The sequence below is a fragment of the Algoriphagus machipongonensis genome (assembly GCF_000166275.1).
Lineage (GTDB): Bacteria > Bacteroidota > Bacteroidia > Cytophagales > Cyclobacteriaceae > Algoriphagus > Algoriphagus machipongonensis.
In genome coordinates this window covers 4,322,501-4,339,141 of the sequence record NZ_CM001023.1, presented here as the reverse complement: position 1 = coordinate 4,339,141, position 16,641 = coordinate 4,322,501, and the positions used below count along the sequence as shown (strand labels likewise).

12 protein-coding genes (1 of these 12 running past the window's edge) are annotated in these 16,641 nt (G+C 39.1%); 10 read left to right on the top strand and 2 right to left on the bottom strand.

Features of this window, described 5'->3' with window-relative positions:
• Window positions 1-31: 31 nt before the first annotated feature.
• Complete coding sequence (locus ALPR1_RS18330) at window positions 32-2,041, bottom strand: alpha-ketoacid dehydrogenase subunit alpha/beta (protein WP_008202932.1); 2,010 nt, start codon at window positions 2,039-2,041, stop codon at window positions 32-34.
• 370 nt (window positions 2,042-2,411) lie between these two features.
• Between ALPR1_RS18330 and ALPR1_RS18325 the strand changes: the two genes are divergently transcribed.
• From ALPR1_RS18325 to ALPR1_RS18295, 7 genes are all read left to right on the top strand, one after another.
• The gene (locus ALPR1_RS18325; RefSeq protein ID WP_008202929.1) at window positions 2,412-3,506 is read left to right on the top strand and encodes a hypothetical protein; all 1,095 of its coding nucleotides are present in this window, start codon (window positions 2,412-2,414) and stop codon (window positions 3,504-3,506) included.
• 64 nt (window positions 3,507-3,570) lie between these two features.
• The gene (rimO, locus tag ALPR1_RS18320) at window positions 3,571-4,884 is read left to right on the top strand and encodes a 30S ribosomal protein S12 methylthiotransferase RimO (RefSeq protein WP_008202928.1); all 1,314 of its coding nucleotides are present in this window, start codon (window positions 3,571-3,573) and stop codon (window positions 4,882-4,884) included.
• A 144-nt stretch (window positions 4,885-5,028) separates the two neighbouring features.
• Complete coding sequence (locus tag ALPR1_RS18315; protein WP_008202926.1) at window positions 5,029-6,285, top strand: toxin-antitoxin system YwqK family antitoxin; 1,257 nt, start codon at window positions 5,029-5,031, stop codon at window positions 6,283-6,285.
• A 311-nt stretch (window positions 6,286-6,596) separates the two neighbouring features.
• Window positions 6,597-7,760 (top strand): hypothetical protein, encoded by a 1,164-nt coding sequence (locus ALPR1_RS18310; RefSeq protein ID WP_008202924.1) that lies wholly within the window; start codon window positions 6,597-6,599, stop codon window positions 7,758-7,760.
• Window positions 7,761-7,907: 147 nt separating this feature from the next.
• A complete protein-coding gene (locus tag ALPR1_RS18305; protein ID WP_008202922.1) occupies window positions 7,908-8,903 on the top strand; it encodes an adenosine kinase in 996 nt (331 codons plus the stop codon).
• Between the two features lie 230 nt (window positions 8,904-9,133).
• Window positions 9,134-10,462, top strand: a complete 1,329-nt coding sequence (locus ALPR1_RS18300) for a M16 family metallopeptidase (RefSeq protein WP_008202920.1) — start codon at window positions 9,134-9,136, stop codon at window positions 10,460-10,462.
• Between the two features lie 27 nt (window positions 10,463-10,489).
• Complete coding sequence (locus ALPR1_RS18295; protein WP_008202918.1) at window positions 10,490-12,535, top strand: M16 family metallopeptidase; 2,046 nt, start codon at window positions 10,490-10,492, stop codon at window positions 12,533-12,535.
• 135 nt (window positions 12,536-12,670) lie between these two features.
• Here ALPR1_RS18295 and ALPR1_RS18290 read toward each other — a convergent pair whose 3' ends face one another.
• The gene (locus ALPR1_RS18290; RefSeq protein WP_237701596.1) at window positions 12,671-14,335 is read right to left on the bottom strand and encodes a M61 family metallopeptidase; all 1,665 of its coding nucleotides are present in this window, start codon (window positions 14,333-14,335) and stop codon (window positions 12,671-12,673) included.
• Window positions 14,336-14,447: 112 nt separating this feature from the next.
• On the opposite strand from ALPR1_RS18290, the gene rpmH reads away from it, so the two are divergent.
• The 3 genes in view from rpmH to ALPR1_RS18275 are tightly spaced (at most 48 nt apart) and all read left to right on the top strand, a layout consistent with a single transcriptional unit that may run on beyond the window.
• On the top strand, window positions 14,448-14,606 hold the full coding sequence (rpmH, locus tag ALPR1_RS18285) for a 50S ribosomal protein L34 (RefSeq protein WP_008202914.1): 159 nt from the start codon (window positions 14,448-14,450) through the stop codon (window positions 14,604-14,606).
• A 48-nt stretch (window positions 14,607-14,654) separates the two neighbouring features.
• Window positions 14,655-15,047 carry a ribonuclease P protein component gene (rnpA, locus tag ALPR1_RS18280; RefSeq protein WP_008202913.1) on the top strand — a complete coding sequence of 131 codons (393 nt, stop codon included), beginning with the start codon at window positions 14,655-14,657 and terminating at the stop codon, window positions 15,045-15,047.
• Window positions 15,040-16,641, top strand: the 5' portion of a protein-coding gene (locus tag ALPR1_RS18275) for a S41 family peptidase (protein WP_008202911.1). The gene runs 60 nt beyond the window's last position; the window shows 1,602 of its 1,662 coding nt (coding positions 1-1,602); its start codon is at window positions 15,040-15,042; the stop codon falls past the right edge of the window. The genes rnpA and ALPR1_RS18275 overlap by 8 nt, the downstream gene beginning before the upstream one ends.

Sequence of the window (16,641 nt, the reverse complement as noted above, 5' to 3'; positions counted from 1 at the left end):
TTGGATGAAACAGTGTAACCTCAATAAACAATTAGTATTCCAAAAGTTTGGTGAGCTTGGATTTAAATCGATCAAAAGGTAAAAACTGCTTTTCTAAGTTCGAGGCAAATGGAACTGGAGTATCGAGACTTCCTTCCCGCATGACGGGAGCATCCAGGTACTCAAAGCAATTTTCAGAGATCCAAGCACATATTTCAGCACCTATTCCCCCAGTTTGACAATCTTCATGCAAGAAGATGATTTTTCCTGTCTTTTTCACTGTGGTTAGGATGGACTCTTTGTCCCAAGGAAGCAATGTTCTTAAATCAAGGATATCAGCTGAAATACCAGCTTCTGTAACGGCTTTCATAGCAGAATGAACCCCTGATCCATAAGTGATAATTGAAACTTGACTCCCCTCATTCACTAAGGCAGCCTTTCCAATTTCAACGGTATAATATTCCTCAGGAATGCTCTCGCTAATGGCCCTATACATCCCTTTGTGTTCAAAAAACAAATGGGGATTGGGGTCTTCAATCGCTGCATTTAGAAGCCCTTTTGCATCGTAGGGATTGGATGGATAGACTATTTTCAACCCGGGAGTATGGAAAAACCAAGCTTCGTTTGATTGGGAATGAAAGGGGCCTGCCGCCATTCCTGCTCCTGTCGGCATTCTGATGACCACATCGGCATTCTGTCCCCATCGATAATGAATTTTTGCTAGATTATTGACGATCTGATTGAATCCCATGGTTACGAAGTCTGCAAACTGCATTTCTACCATGGCTTTATATCCCTTGATAGAAAGACCCAATCCAGCTCCGATGATGGCGCTTTCGCAAAGCGGTGTATTCCTAACTCGATCTGCACCAAATTTGACTTTGAATCCGTCGGTGATTTTAAAAACTCCTCCATATTCACTGATATCTTGACCCATTAATACCAAATTGGGATACCGCTCCATAGATTGTTTTAAAGCATCGGAAATAGCATCTACCATTCTTTTCTCATTTAAGAGGGCGTCTTTGGGAGGAGTGATGACCTGTTGTGAATATGGGGCATAAACATCCTTCAACTCTGTGTCAAGGTCTGCAGTGATTTCAGCTTCAGAAAAGGCAATTTCTAAAGCATCGTTAATTTCTTTTTTTGCTTTCTGTTGGATTTTGCTTTTCACTTTTTCTACCAGAACACCGGATTCTTCAAGATATCTCTCATAGTTTTCTACAGGATCCAGTTTAGACCACTCTGCCATCAGTTGCTTGGGAACGTATTTAGTGCCAGAGGCCTCTTCATGTCCACGCATACGGAATGTGATGGCTTCTACAAGTACAGGCCGCGGGTTTTTGCGAATGTCTTCCGCTAATATTTTGATCGTATTGAAAACTTCCAATACATTATTGCCTTGGATTTTGATAGTTTCTATTCCATACCCCGGGCCTTTTTCAGTAAAGTTCTTAAACGCAAATTGCTCCTCGCTGGGAGTTGAAAGCCCATAGCCATTGTGCTCAATGACAAAAATCACGGGGAGTTTCCAAACAGCAGCTACATTGAGGCCTTCGTGAAAATCACCTTCTGAACTAGCTCCATCTCCAGAAAACACCAGAGTCACTTTCTTTTCCTTTGATAGCTTACTTGCCAAAGCGATTCCATCGGCAATGGCTAATTGAGGGCCCAAATGGGAAATCATCCCTACAATATGATGCTCAATGGATCCAAAGTGAAAGGAGCGGTCTCTGCCCTTGGTAAATCCTGATTTTTTTCCTTGAAATTGAGCGAAAAGTTTTTCTAAAGGCATTTGTCTCCCCGTAAAAACCCCAAGGTTTCTGTGCATAGGAAGGATGTATTCATCAGCTTTCAAAGCATTGACAACCCCCACAGAAATAGCTTCTTGGCCCCATCCACTGAACCATTTAGAGATTTTTCCCTGTCGGAGTAAAATGAGCATTTTCTCTTCGATTTTTCTCGGCAAAATCAGTGATTCATAAATTTCCAATAGATTTTGATCAGAAAGATTTTTCCTGTCGAATACCATTGGCTGGGTTGCTTTACTTGGTGCTTCCATAGATTTTGGATTTCCTACCTAAGGTACAGGAAGCAAAGAAATCCCCCAAGTTTCCAGGGGCAGTATCAGGTAAAAAAAATGCCCCGAAATCAATCGGGGCTGAAAAATAAATGCAAGGAGTTAAAAAGTGTTTGCTGTATGTCTCAAAATTAGACAAAGGAAGTTGGCAACTATGAAAAGCTGCGTTAAGGTTCTTTTATGAAAAGGTTAAGCCCATAATCTCGGGGTAATATTGATCCCTAGTGGAGGCTTTTAACTCTGCTAAATGTTTAATTTCTAATGGATATCAATAACTATTTTTGATAACATTCTTTTAAAAACATTTTTATTTAGGGTTGTTGAGCTAAAGCGATTAGACTAAATTAAATGCATGAGACCTAAAATAACCCTGCTTTTCCTGCTACTTCTGACTTTTATAGTCCCAATTGTAAATTCTCAAACTACTAGAAACACCCTAGTAGAAATCAAAGAGGATCAGTTTTTAATTAATGGTGAGCCAACCTACGAGGGTAGGTTTTGGAAAGGAAATAAAATTGAAGGGCTGCTGATGAACTCTAGGATGGTTCAAGGAGTTTTCGACGATTTAAATCCTGAAACGACCGTGAATTGGGAGTATCCTGACACCAAAAAATGGGATGCCGAAAGGAATACTAATGAGTTTGTAGCTCATATGCCTGCTTGGAAATCTCATGGTTTGCTTTCATTCACCATAAACCTCCAGGGTGGAAGTCCTTTTGGATATTCTCAAGGTCAGCCTTGGATCAACACGGCATTTAATGAAGACGGGACTCTTCGGGGAGATTATTTCAATCGTCTTGAGAAAATACTTGATCAGGCGGATGAACTGGGAATGGTACCCATTTTAGGTTTGTTTTACTTTGGACAGGATGAGCGATTGAAGGATGAAAAAGCGGTTATCCATGCTGTAGAAAATGCTGTAGACTGGATTCTGGAAAAGGGGTATAGGAATGTTTTGATCGAAGTGAATAATGAATGCAATGTGAGGTATGATCATGAGATTTTACAGCCAGAGCGTGTCCATGAGTTGATCGAGTTAGTTAAGAATAGAGAAAAGGATGGGTACCGCTTACTAGTTAGTACGAGCTATGGAGGAGGGACCGTACCGAAAGAGAATGTTGTAAAAGCTGCTGATTTTATTTTGCTACATGGGAATGGAGTGAAAGATCCAAAAAATATTACCGGCCAAGTTGAAGCAACTAGAGAAGTGAGTGGATACTCCAATCAGCCCATTGTCTACAATGAAGATGATCATTTCAACTTTGATCAGGAGCTCAATAATTTCACTGCTGCTGTATCAAGTTATGCCTCATGGGGGTTTTTTGATTACCGAATGAAGGATGAAGGGTATGAACAAGGCTACCAAAGTGTACCTGTTGATTGGGGGATCAACTCTGATCGGAAAAAAGGTTTTTTTAATCTTCTCAAAGAAATTACTGGATACTGATTTACTGAAAACAGAACACTGCATTCTTTTCCCTACCTTTGCAGCCTCAAAAAGAAGGAATTCCGTGAAAGCAAGAACATTAAAAAAAGACAAAGTAAATATCATCACCATGGGTTGCTCCAAGAATCTTGTAGATTCAGAAGTGCTACTCACTCAACTCAAAGGAAATGGGATTAACGCCAGCCATGAGTCGGGGACTGATGATAATAACATTATCATTATTAATACTTGCGGTTTCATTGACAATGCCAAGCAAGAGTCGGTAGATACCATACTTCAATATGTGGATGCCAAGGAGCAAGGTTTGGTAGATAAAGTCTATGTCACAGGATGTCTTTCCCAGCGTTATAAGGACGATTTGGAGAAGGAAATCCCTCAAGTAGATGCCTTTTTTGGAACAAGAGATCTGCCTGCGATATTGAAGAAATTCAAAGCAGATTATAAGCATGAGTTAGTTGGGGAGCGATTGTTGACGCATTCTTCGCACTATGCTTACATGAAGATTTCTGAGGGCTGTGATAGACCCTGCTCATTTTGTGCTATTCCATTGATGCGTGGAGGACATGTTTCCAGACCGATCGAGGAGTTGGTAAAAGAGGCTGAACACAAAGCAGCCAATGGAACAAAGGAATTGCTTTTGATTGCTCAGGATTCCACCTATTATGGTTTGGATATTTACAAAAAAAGAAACCTTGCAGAGTTGATGCGAAGACTTTCTGATGTCAATGGCATTGACTGGATTCGCTTGCATTATGCTTATCCTACAGGATTTCCTATGGAGGTCATAGAGGTGATGAAAGAGCGGGAGAATATCTGTAATTATCTGGATATTCCATTACAGCATGGCTCAACGGATGTTTTGAAAGCGATGCGCCGTGGTACCACACGTCAAAAGCAAGAAGACCTTATACATAGCATTCGAGACATTTTACCTGACATTGCTATTCGTACCACATTGATTGCTGGTCACCCGGGAGAAGGGGAAAAAGAATACCAAGAAATGGTGGACTTTATAGAGCGAATGAAATTTGAGCGACTGGGTGTTTTCACCTATTCTCATGAGGAAAATACGCATGCTTTTTCTATGGAAGATAGCATTCCACAGGAGGTGAAGCAGGAACGCGCCAATAATCTGATGGAAATTCAAGAGCAGATTTCATATGATCTGAATCAGGAGAAAATTGGCAAGACTTTTAAAGTCTTGATTGATAAAAAAGAAGGAGGCCACTTCATTGGGCGTACAGAGTACGATTCTGTAGAGGTGGACAATGAAGTGTTAATTGATGCTTCCAAGCACTATTGTAGAGTGGGAGATTTTGTCAATGTAAAAGTGACTGAGGCAACAGAGTTTGATCTGTATGCTGAGGTAGAGGAATAAACCAGCTATTATTTTTGGTAAAATAGATGGTATAAGCTAGCAATTAAAGACAATGGTTTGATTGACAGAAAGATAAACCTTCTTTTAAGGATGTCGTTGATTAATGTTAAATTGTTTTTTTGTTTCAATAACTAAGCACTTCCTATGTTAACTTTAGCTTTTACTCTTCTATTTAGCTTTTTTTTGAATACGGAAATTGAGCTGAATTATTATTATTTTGGAAATTCGGATCTTGTTGGAGTAGGGAATATTGAGAACGGGAAGAAGTCCGGTGAGTGGCGAGTTTATTCTAAAATCAATCCTGAAAATTCAAGTCAATCCACTTTTGAGGAGGTGGATCCCCAGACTTTTAAAAGATTTTTTAATCAGGAATTACCTCTGTATATCATCTACTTTTCAGATGATTTACCGAATGGGATCTTTCAGGAAAATTACCCAACTGGAAGCATTAAAACCCTTGCTAATCTTGAAAATGGTAAGTTGGAGGGCGATTTTAAAGAGTTTTTTGAAAATGGGGAGAAAAAGTACTCCGGTCAATATGAAGACGGTAAAAAGGTTGGTGAATGGCAGGAATATTTTGAGTCTGGGCAGATCAAATCTTCGATTTCATATAAAGATGATCTAGCAAACGGGAAGGCGCTATATTATTATCCTGATGGCAAAGTGGAATTCAAGTTATCTTATTTACAAGGTGAACCAGATGGATTGTATGAAGCATTTTTCCCAGACAGTGAATTAAAAGAAAAGGGGAAGTTCAAAAATGGATTTCCCGAGGGCGAGTGGATCAATTTCAACTCCGATAGAAAAACTAAGCTTAAAGGGAATTATTTGCTAGGTTTTCGATCTGGTGAATGGCAAGAAATTATTGAGATTTTGCCTGGATATTCCCGTCAAGGGAACTATCATAAAGGGTTAAAAGAAGGTGATTGGTTGGTGATCGACGAAAATGGGAATCATGTACAAACTGAAAATTACCAAGAAGGAAAGTTGGCTTCAGTGATAGAGATTCAGAATGCAGATCAATTAAAAAATCAGCAAATTTTGAAAAAAGGAAATGGCCGACGAATATTTTTTGACGATCAGGGATTTGTCTTGGCTAAAGGAAAGGTTTCAAAAGGGGAGAACAACGGAATCTGGTCTTATTATTTTCCCAACTCAAACCGTCTCGCATCATCAGGGAAATTGGTTGGTACTGAAAGAGTTGGAGTCTGGAAATTTTACAATTTTCAGGGAGAATTGATCGATGAAATAGAATACAAAGAAAAACCTCAATCCAGTCAGGAATTAGGCGGTGTGGAAACGTCCAATTACTATAGACTTAGCCCAACCAATAATCATGATTCTTTAGGAGCTGCTTACGAAAAATTCTATCCCTTTAATCAATTTAGGTTTGGTAACTAATTCCCATTTTAAATTTTCTGTGATTGATCCCATTCATTCTATTTTTGCCCTACGATCTACTTCCTTTTGAAGCGAAGATTGTAGATGGGCCATAAGGGTATTATTTCAGCTCTGCGAAAGATTATCCTGGAAGAAAAGGGTTAGTAAAAGTAGAATTGTACTAGTCTAAACAGTACTGCTTCTGGAGAAGCATTACAACAGAGCAAGACAACGTGGTTAGTTATGCTGCTTCTTCAGATGCAGCATAACTGAAAGATTGATTTTTGCCCTTTCACCCGATCTACCTATTTTAGCATTCTAAAATCACCCGAATGCAATTGATCGAAGTCACCACGCCAGCCCATCAGAAAGAGTTTATCGAGATGGCGGTTAGGTTATACAAAAATGAAAAGAACTGGATTCGACCTCTTGACGCAGATATCGAGGGGCTTTTTCATCAAGAAACCAACAAGCTTTTTCGGAAGGGAGCCAAAGCTAAGCGCTGGCTTTTAGAAAATGATAGAGGAGAAACTATCGGGAGAATCGCTTCATTTATCAATCCCAAAATGAAGGAAAAGCAGCCTACAGGCGGTTTGGGTTTCTTCGAATGTATTGATGACAAAGAAGCGGCATTCTTGCTTTTTGATACTGCCAAAGCCTGGCTAGAAAGTGAAGGTATGGAGGCCATGGATGGACCTATCAACTTTGGAGAGCGAGATAAATGGTGGGGTTTACTCGTAGATGGATTCACTGAGCCAAACTACAACATGCCATGGAACTTTAAGTATTACCAAAAGTTTTTTGAGGATTACGGGTTTGAGATTTATTTCAAGCAATTTACCTACGCCAGAAATGTGCAAAATGTAGGGTTTGACGATAAGTTGATAGCTAGGGCAAATGTGATATTGGCTAACCCGGACTATGAATTCCGATACATCAAAGGCAAGGAATTAAAAGAAAAAGCGCCAGAATATTTTATGACGGTCTACAATAAAGCCTGGGCCCGCCATATGGGAAAAACTTTGGCTTTGAAGGAAACGCAGCTCATGTTTTCTAAGATGAAACCTATTCTTGATCCTAAGTTGATTTACTTTGGTTTTTATAAGGGAGAACCGGTTTCCATGTTTATTCAGATACCCGAAATCAATCAGATTTTTAAACATGTTAACGGGAAAATGGATTTACTAGGGAAGCTAAAATTCCTTTGGTACAAAACCTTTTCACCACCTAACAAAATGCTAGGGTTGGTATTTGGGGTGGTTCCAGAGCATCAAGGCAAAGGTGTGGAATCAGCCATGGTGGTGGAGTACGATAAAATGAGTGGTAGATCTGATTTCCAATACAAAACAATCGAGATGAATTGGATTGGTGATTTTAACCCAAAGATGATGCGTGTTTGTGAGCAACTTTTAGCTAAAATATATAAGACTCACCATACTTATCGCTTCCTTTTTGATAGAGAAAAGCCTTTTGAAAGACATAGAATATTTGACTGATTTCTGAAGATCTGTATTGTCAGTCCGAGCGGAGTCGAGGACTATTTATTATAAACTTGGATTTTAGACTTTGACTTCGCTCAGTCTGATAAGTGTGCTATTTAATTTTACAACTTTAAAACTTTACAACTTTCCAACTATTTTAAAATGAAAAAGTACGACGTTACCGGCATCGGAAATGCCTTAGTAGATATTGAGTTTAAAGTCACTGACCAGTTTTTTGCTGATAATGGAGTGGAAAAAGGCCTGATGACTTTGGTAGATGAAGATAGGCAAAATGAACTCATGGCTGTAATCAATGCAGAGCAAGCCAAGAAACAATGTGGGGGATCCGCTGCAAACTCAATCATTGCTGTGAGTCAGTTTGGAGGGAAATCCTTTTACTCTTGCCGAGTGGCAAATGATGAAATGGGTAAATTTTTCATGAATGACATGAAAGATGCAGGAGTTACTCATAATCTGAATGAGGCAAATTTGGAGGAGGGCATAACCGGTAAATGTTTGGTGATGGTGACGGAGGATGCCGAGAGAACCATGAATACATTTCTAGGGATAACTTCTACTTATTCTACCAAGGATGTGGATGAGTCAGCAATTGTTAATTCAAAATATCTCTACATCGAAGGATATTTGATCACCTCCGAAAATGGCAAGCAGGCAATGATTCAGGCGAAAAAAACTGCGGAAGCAAATGGTGTAAAAGTAGCTATGACATTTTCAGATCCTGCGATGGTGAAATATTTCAAGGAGCCCATGACAGAAGTGGTTGGGGCGAGCGTGGATTTACTTTTTGCCAATGAGGAGGAAGCCATGATTTATACGGGTAAGGATAACCTGCTTGAAGCAAGAGAAGAGTTGAAGAAAGTAGCGAAGCATTTTGTCATTACCCAAGGTAAAAATGGAGCCATGATTTATGATGGTGATACATTTATAGACATAGAACCCTATGAAACTACGGCTGTGGATACCAACGGTGCCGGAGACATGTTTGCCGGAGCATTTATTTATGGAATTACTAATGGACACAGTTATGCCTCAAGTGGGAAATTAGCTTCCATGGCAAGTTCAAAAATTGTCAGCCAGTTTGGACCGAGATTGGAATGGCATCAGGCAAAAGATATTTTAGCCAAACTGAAGCCTTAAAGGCTCGGGAGGAAATCCGGGATGCTAAATTTCATCTCGGATTTTGTTTTATTTAACAGTTAAGATTTCACAGATTCAAATTAATCTCATTTTTTTAGTTGAAAGTTTTAACTTCGGGTTGGAAGTATAGGAATAATACCCCTTTTTGTTCGAATATGAACAAATGCTGCCTGTACTTCGTCGTTTAATATTGAATTACCGCAAAGAATACATTAACACATAGTTTAAACATGAGAAAAATTACTGTTTTAGGTTTGATGCTGGGACTTTTAAGTTTCCCATCATTAGCCCAAAAGAAGATTGAATTCAAGGAATTTGATCTGGACAATGGTTTGCATGTCATCATGCATCAAGATCAGAGTACACCGATAGTGGTTACTTCTGTTCTTTACCATGTAGGGTCCAAAAATGAAAATCCAGAACGTACAGGTTTTGCTCATTTCTTCGAGCACTTGATGTTTGAAGGATCGGAGAATATTGAGAGAGGTGAGTACATGAATATTATCCAGGGACGAGGGGGGACATTAAACGCTTACACTTCCAATGATATCACTTACTATTATGAAACTTTACCATCCAATGAACTGGAGTTGGCTCTTTATATGGAGAGTGAGCGTATGTTACATTCCAAAGTTGATGAGACCGGAGTGGAAACCCAAAGAGAAGTGGTGAAAGAAGAGAGACGTCAGCGCTATGAGAACCAGCCTTACGGTACTATTCTTCCTGAAACCTTAAAACGTGCCTATTCAAAGCACCCTTATCAGTGGGCGCCGATTGGTTCGATGGATCACTTAAATGCTGCGTCTATTGAAGAGTTTCAGCAGTTTTATAAAGATTTTTATGTGCCAAACAATGCAACTTTGACCATTGCTGGGGATATAGATTATGATCAAACTGAAGAGTGGGTAAAGAAATATTTTTCTGAAATTCCAAAAGGAGAGAAGGAGATTTATAGACCTGACATAGTGGAGCCTAAAAAGACAGAGGAAATCCGTGATATAGTATATGATAATATTCAGATTCCAGCGGTAATTCAGGCTTATAACCTTCCACCGGAGAATCATCCTGATTCCTATGCGCTATCCATGCTTTCCACTTATTTGACTGGGGGAGCATCTTCATTGATGACCAAAGAGTTGGTAGATAAGCAGCAAAAAGCATTGTTCGTACAGGCGATTCCATTGGAACTGGAAGATGGAGGGATATTCATTATGTATAGTATTGCCAATAGAGGTGTGGAACCAGCTGATCTAGAATCAGAAATTGACAAACTTATCCAGAGTGTTCAGGAGGAAGGAATCTCCGATCGTGAGTTCCAGAAACTACAGAATATCATGGAAAACAACATTGTCAGTGGAGTTTCCTCCATGTCTGGGATGGCAGAAGCCTTGTCGCAAGCTTATGTGACTTTTGGAGATACAGATTATGTCAATCAAGTAATGGATGCTTTTGCTCAAGTAACCAAAGCAGATATTCAGCGAGTGGCAAATGAATACCTCAACTTGAATGGTAGAGTGGTGCTTTATTATTTGCCTAAGGATCAAGAGCCAGCTCAATAATTGTTTCACCCAAATACTAAAATTGACATGAAAAAAATAGCAATATCATTTGTATTAAGCTTTTTGGTAGCTGTGGTGAGCTTTGCGCAGCTAGATAGGAGCAAATTTCCAGAACCAGGACCAGCGCCAATTATTAAAATTGGAGAGGCCGAAACTTTTACCTTAGACAATGGTCTGAAGGTATTTGTAGTTAATAACGATAAACAGCCAAGAGTTTCATTTACACTAGTGCTTGAAAGAGATCCGCTTTTTGAAGGGGATAAGGCTGGGATAACAGGTTTCGTGGGTGAAATGCTTACAGCTGGAACCACAAGCCGAACAAAAGATCAATTGGATGAAGAAGTGGATTTTATAGGAGCTAGGCTTTCTGCAGGTTCCACGTCTCTTTCTGCTTCTTCTTTGAAAAAGCATCAGGATAAAATTCTTGAATTGATGGCTGATGTTTTATATAATCCGGTTTTCCCTCAAGAGGAATTGGATAAACTGAAGAAACAAGCCATCACAGGATTGGCTACAACTAAAGATGATCCTGGGGCGATTTCCAATCGACTTACGAATGCACTAGTTTATGGCAAGGACCATCCTTATGGTGAAGTTACTACTGAGGAAACGCTGAATAATATTACGGTAGATGATGTAAAGGCTTATTATGAGACTTTTTTCAAACCTAATATTGCCTACTTGGCGATCGTAGGAGATATGGATAAAAAAGAGGCTGAAAAAGTGGTAAAAGAACACTTTGCTACTTGGGAAGCTGGAGAGGTTCCAACCTTTACGTATGAAACTCCAAAGATTCCTTCATCAAATAGAGTAGCCTTAGTGGATAGAAGCTCATCGGTACAAACCAACATTGATATCGTTCAGCCAGTGGATTTGAAGGTTGGGGATGAAGATTACATTTCAAGTAGACTTGTCAATCAAATTTTGGGTGGAGGTTCTTCCGCAAGATTGTTTATGAACCTAAGAGAGGACAAAGGCTACACCTATGGTGCTTATTCTTCTATCGCTCCAGATAAATTAATGGGTACTTTTTCTGCCAATGCTTCTGTAAGAACTGAAGTAACTGATTCTGCTGTAGTGCAGTTTATTTACGAAATAGACAGATTGGTGAAAGAAGGCGTAAATGAAGAAGAGTTACAAATGGCAAAAGCTAACCTGACAGGATCATTTGGACGATCACTTGAAAGTCCTGCTACGATTGCCAATTTTGCTTTGAATACCGAGCGCTATGATCTTCCAGAGGATTACTATGCGACCTATTTACAGAAGTTAAATGGCTATACAGTGGAGGATATTAACAAAGCCGCTGCTGATCTCATCAAGCCCGATCAATTTTATATCACTGCGGTAGGAGATGGTTCTGCCATTAAAGAGAAACTTGCTCAGTTTGGTGAGGTGGAGATGTATGACAACATGGGAGATCCTGCAAAGGAAATCCAGATGGCTGACGCAAGCATGACTGCTGAAAAAGTTTTGGCTAACTACATTGAAGCAATTGGCGGTGAAGATGCAGCGAAGGCTATTCAATCTGCTAAAGTAATGATGGAGGCTGATGTAATGGGTAATTCCATTCAGATAGCGATGGTTTATGATGATGCTAACATGAGATTTGGTCAGAAAACCTTAGCGATGGGTAACGTCATGCAAAGTTCCACCATGATGGATGGGAAAGGTAGCATTTCGGCCCAAGGGCAGACTATCGACATGACTGACGAACAATATGAAGAAGCTAAAATGAATGCCTTCTTTATCCCAGAGCTTTATTATGAATCTATGGGCTACTCTTTAACCTTAGATGGTGTTAAAGACGTAGAGGGAACGGAAGCCTACAAACTGATAGTTTCTAATCCTTCAGGCGCAAAAGTCATCAACTATTATGCAGTTGATTCTGGATTGAAAATTAAAAATGAGAACGAGAAATCTGGAGATACCTTTTACAGTGATTACCAAGAAAAAGAAGGGGTGTTGATTCCTATGGCTTGGACTATTAGGTCTCCTGCAATCCCAGTTCCATTAGAAGCGAAAATTGAGACTTTAGAGATCAATCCAACTCTGACGGAAGCGGACTTTTAATACTAATTAAATAAAGGCTGTCTAATTGGAGCTTTATGTCACATTGAGCGGAGTCGAAAGTTAATCTATTTGTGTAAAATAGACTTCGACTTCGCTTTCTCTGGCCATGCTAGCTTTTTGAGACAGCCTTTATTTTTATTCCATCCATTTTTTTCTCAGCTCTGTTTCCTTTTCAGGAAGCAATAATATTTCAGGATAGTAATCTCCATTGTGATCGTAGCTAAATTCGAAATCACTTCCGTTTATTCTTTCGACTTTTACTAAGAGTTTATTCCCAATTTCTTCTGATTTAATACGGTCCCCAATCATCAAATCCGAAAATGCCGGCGAATTTTGATGTATTTTGGTGATTCTACCTTCCTGACTTAAGACACCAATTTTGGCCGCCAAATTATCGGCATTTTGATTTTTATGCACCTTGATACCAAGACCTTTCATTTTTTCAAAGAAAAATTCTAATAGGTTCTCATTGCCTTCAATGAATTGCTTATAGAAAATCTGAAAATCTTCAGGTTGATTGGCCTGGCTAATTATAAGGTTCCAAAAACTGGAAGCAGTATAGCCAATTCTGGGTTTGCCAAATTTCTCCCAAGCGAGCCTCATTACATGGGGTAGGCTACTTCCTTGTTCTAAAAGCATCAAATCCAGGCAATAGCTGATCAGGCAGCCATGAGTATAAATATTTACTTTTCGATCAGGAATTCCAGGTTGGTATCCATCCAGCCATAGGTCGAAACTAGAATCGAGAATTGTGTGATTTTCCCATCCCGAGTTGACGATTTCTCTCTTCAAGGTTGTTTCTATTTGTTTTAGGAAAATTTCAAGTGAGTAAACACCGGATTTTAGGAGATATAAATCACCCATATAGGTGGTCACGCCTTCTAATACCCAGCCTGCTTTCGTGTAGGTTTCTTTAGAGAAGTCGTAAGGTAAAAGTTCAGCAGGTCTGATTCTACATACATTCCAGGCATGATAGAGTTCATGAGCACTAACGCCTAATAGGTCTTCCATTTTATCTGGGTTCGAAAGGCTTTCTGCAGGGCCATAAGTAATGACAGTACCCTTTTGATGTTCTACTCCATGGTAGTGTTTATAAGGCAGTAGCTGGAAAATAAAGTGGTATTCTTGCTCTGGGAATTCACCGAAATCTCTGATTTGAGTACTTGTGAATTTTTTGAAATTTTCAATGAAGGATTCTTTGTCAAAGTGGATAGAGCCTTGAATCCAAATATTAAATAGGGATTCATTGGTTTGATAAACCCAATGGGTAATTTTATTTGTGGCCAAAAGTGTAGAATCCACCAGCATTTGATAATCCTGTGCAATCCAAGTGTTATGCTGCTGCTTTGGAAGTGTGCAAATAATTTGATCAAAAGAAGGGATATCGATGGTAAGAAATATACTGGTTTCAGTCGCATCTTTGACTTCAAAACAGCAATTGATGAAGTTGATATAGACTTGTTTTTCATCGATCCAAGCACCACCGGCATCCATTCGAGCACAGAAAAAATCATATTCTATTAAATAGTTTTCATTTTTTTTACCTTCAAATGACCAGCAATCTTTTGATGTTTTTTGGAATTTGACAGATTTTTTACCAGAATCTGTGAAAATGAATTTCCGGATAAATTGGGCGTAATTTGCTAATTGATAGCGCCCTGCACGCCAGGAGGGCAGTTGTAGCAGTTGAGTTCCATCAGAATGAGCGGTGAACTCAAGTTGAATTTGTAAAAACTGGGAATTTGGATTTGGGCAACGTAGTGTATATTTGTGCATAGATATTTCTTGTATGTCTAACAAATGTATAAGGTAGGTTTGTATTTAAGAAAATGCTACTTATCTTTGCAGTCCTTTTTGGGGCCTATTCCTCAGGGAGCAAGTTTAGGAAGCAAATAGATAAAGATATTCGATCATGAAAAGAACATTTCAGCCTTCTCGCAGAAAAAGAAAAAATAAGCATGGCTTCAGAGAAAGAATGTCTTCTGCCAACGGTAGAAGAGTCATTAAAGCCAGAAGATCCAAAGGAAGACATAAGCTGTCTGTATCCTCTGAAAAGACATTGAAGAAGTAATTCTTTAAGGTAGTTTTCGTATGTTCACATACGGTTACTTTCCTTGTGATGAATTATAAACTTCCAAAAAAAGAACGGCTTTATGCCGAAAAAGAAATCAAGGAACTTTTTAGCGAAGGTTCCTCTTTTTTTTTATTCCCCTTCAAAGTCCAATTTTTTGTTAAAAAGCATGGGGAACATGGAACCCCGAAGGTACTTTTCTCCGTTTCGAAGAAGAAAATCAAAAAGGCCGTAGATCGGAATTTCGTCAAAAGAAGGATGAAAGAAAGCTACCGACTTAATAAATCACTGCTTTCCGGCTTAGAAAATAAAGAATTACTTTTAGGGTTAATATATGTGGGAACCAAGAAAATGGAGTTTCAACAAATCCAGGAAAAAGTTATTCTTACTCTCCATAAGTTAGTAAAGACCCTCGAAGCAAAAACACCAGAACATGAATAAATCCTTGAAAAAACCAATTCTTATTTTCGTCCTAGGCCTTGTTGTGGTCTCTGGGTTTTTTGCATTCAAAGCTAAGAATGATAAGCTTTTTGCATTAGCTAAGAACATCGACATTTTTGCCACCATGGTGAGGGAGTTGGATTCTTACTATGTGGATGAGATTGATCCTGATGAATTAGTGACGATTGGAATCAATGCCATGTTGGAAGACTTGGATCCTTATACCACTTATATTCCAGAAGAGGAGTCAGCGGATTTTAGGATGATGACTACGGGTGAATATGCTGGTGTGGGTGCATTAATTGGTAATAGGGGAGAAGGAAATATCATTATTATGCCTTACTCTGGGTTTCCGGCTCAATCGGCAGGAATAAGAATTGCGGATTTGTTATTAAAGGTAGATACCGTGTCAGTCATAGATAAAGCGACATCTGATGTTTCTACCCTTTTGAAAGGCCCTGCAAATACCGAGGTGTTTGTTCAGGTCAAACGAGGAGAGGATACTTTGGATTTCAATTTGACGCGAAAGAAAATAGTGATCAACAATGTCCCTTACTATGGGAAGTTAGATGCTAATACTGGCTATATCAAACTCAGTGATTTTACTACCAATGCCTCAAATGAGGTGAGAAAAGCATTGTTGGATTTGAAAGGTCAAGGTGTAGATAGACTTGTTCTCGATTTAAGAGATAACCCTGGGGGGCTTGTTAATGAGGCTGCAGAAATTGTAAATCTATTTATTCCAAAGGGAAAAGAAATAGTAAAGACGATTGGCAAACTTGAGGGGGTAAATTACACCTATAAAACTACCAAGACACCTTTGGATAAGGATATTCCTTTAGTTGTATTAATCAATGAGCATTCAGCTTCTGCATCAGAAATTGTGGCAGGTGCATTACAAGATTATGATAGAGCGGTATTGATAGGTCGTAAATCCTTTGGGAAAGGTTTGGTTCAGACGACCATCCCTCTTTCTTACAATGCCCAGTTGAAAGTGACTACGGCCAAATATTATATTCCTAGTGGTAGGTGTATTCAGGCGATTGACTATACGCAAACCAGACAGAGTGGTGAGTTGACGACTGTTCCAGATTCCTTGAGGCAAGAGTTTAAAACCAAAAATGGGCGAACGGTGCTTGATGGTGCAGGTATAGAGCCAGATGAATATGTGGAGTCCGAATCTTATTCACCTATTTCCTATAGCTTGGTGGCGAGGAATCATGTTTTTGATTTTGCTACCGAATATTTCTACAAACACGAATCCATCACCGATCCCTCTTCATTCGAAGTCACAGATCAGGATTATGAAGAGTTTATGAAATGGCTTGAAGGGAAAGAATATGATTACACAACTTACTTAGAAAAGTCTGTCACAGATCTTACAAAGTATGCTGAGAAAGAGACGTACTACGATGAAATAAAGGATCAGATTGAAGCGATTAAAAAGCGAGTGAACCATAGTAAAGAGCAGGATTTGATTACAAATCAAGAAGAAATCCGTAGAATATTGTCGGGAGAGATTGTTTCCAGGTATTATTTCCAAGAGGGAATGATTGAATCAGGTATTAAAGATGATCCTACTATCGAAGAAGCG

Bases quoted from the DNA above. Each gene is read 5' to 3' on its own strand.
- ALPR1_RS18310 (WP_008202924.1), top strand. From the start codon at position 6,597: ATGCAATTGATCGAAGTCACCACGCCAGCCCATCAGAAAGAGTTTATC.
- ALPR1_RS18300 (WP_008202920.1), top strand. From the start codon at position 9,134: ATGAGAAAAATTACTGTTTTAGGTTTGATGCTGGGACTTTTAAGTTTC.
- rpmH (WP_008202914.1), top strand. From the start codon at position 14,448: ATGAAAAGAACATTTCAGCCTTCTCGCAGAAAAAGAAAAAATAAGCAT.
- ALPR1_RS18325 (WP_008202929.1), top strand. From the start codon at position 2,412: ATGAGACCTAAAATAACCCTGCTTTTCCTGCTACTTCTGACTTTTATA.
- ALPR1_RS18295 (WP_008202918.1), top strand. From the start codon at position 10,490: ATGAAAAAAATAGCAATATCATTTGTATTAAGCTTTTTGGTAGCTGTG.
- ALPR1_RS18330 (WP_008202932.1), bottom strand. From the start codon at position 2,041: ATGGAAGCACCAAGTAAAGCAACCCAGCCAATGGTATTCGACAGGAAA.
- rnpA (WP_008202913.1), top strand. From the start codon at position 14,655: ATGAATTATAAACTTCCAAAAAAAGAACGGCTTTATGCCGAAAAAGAA.
- ALPR1_RS18305 (WP_008202922.1), top strand. From the start codon at position 7,908: ATGAAAAAGTACGACGTTACCGGCATCGGAAATGCCTTAGTAGATATT.
- ALPR1_RS18315 (WP_008202926.1), top strand. From the start codon at position 5,029: ATGTTAACTTTAGCTTTTACTCTTCTATTTAGCTTTTTTTTGAATACG.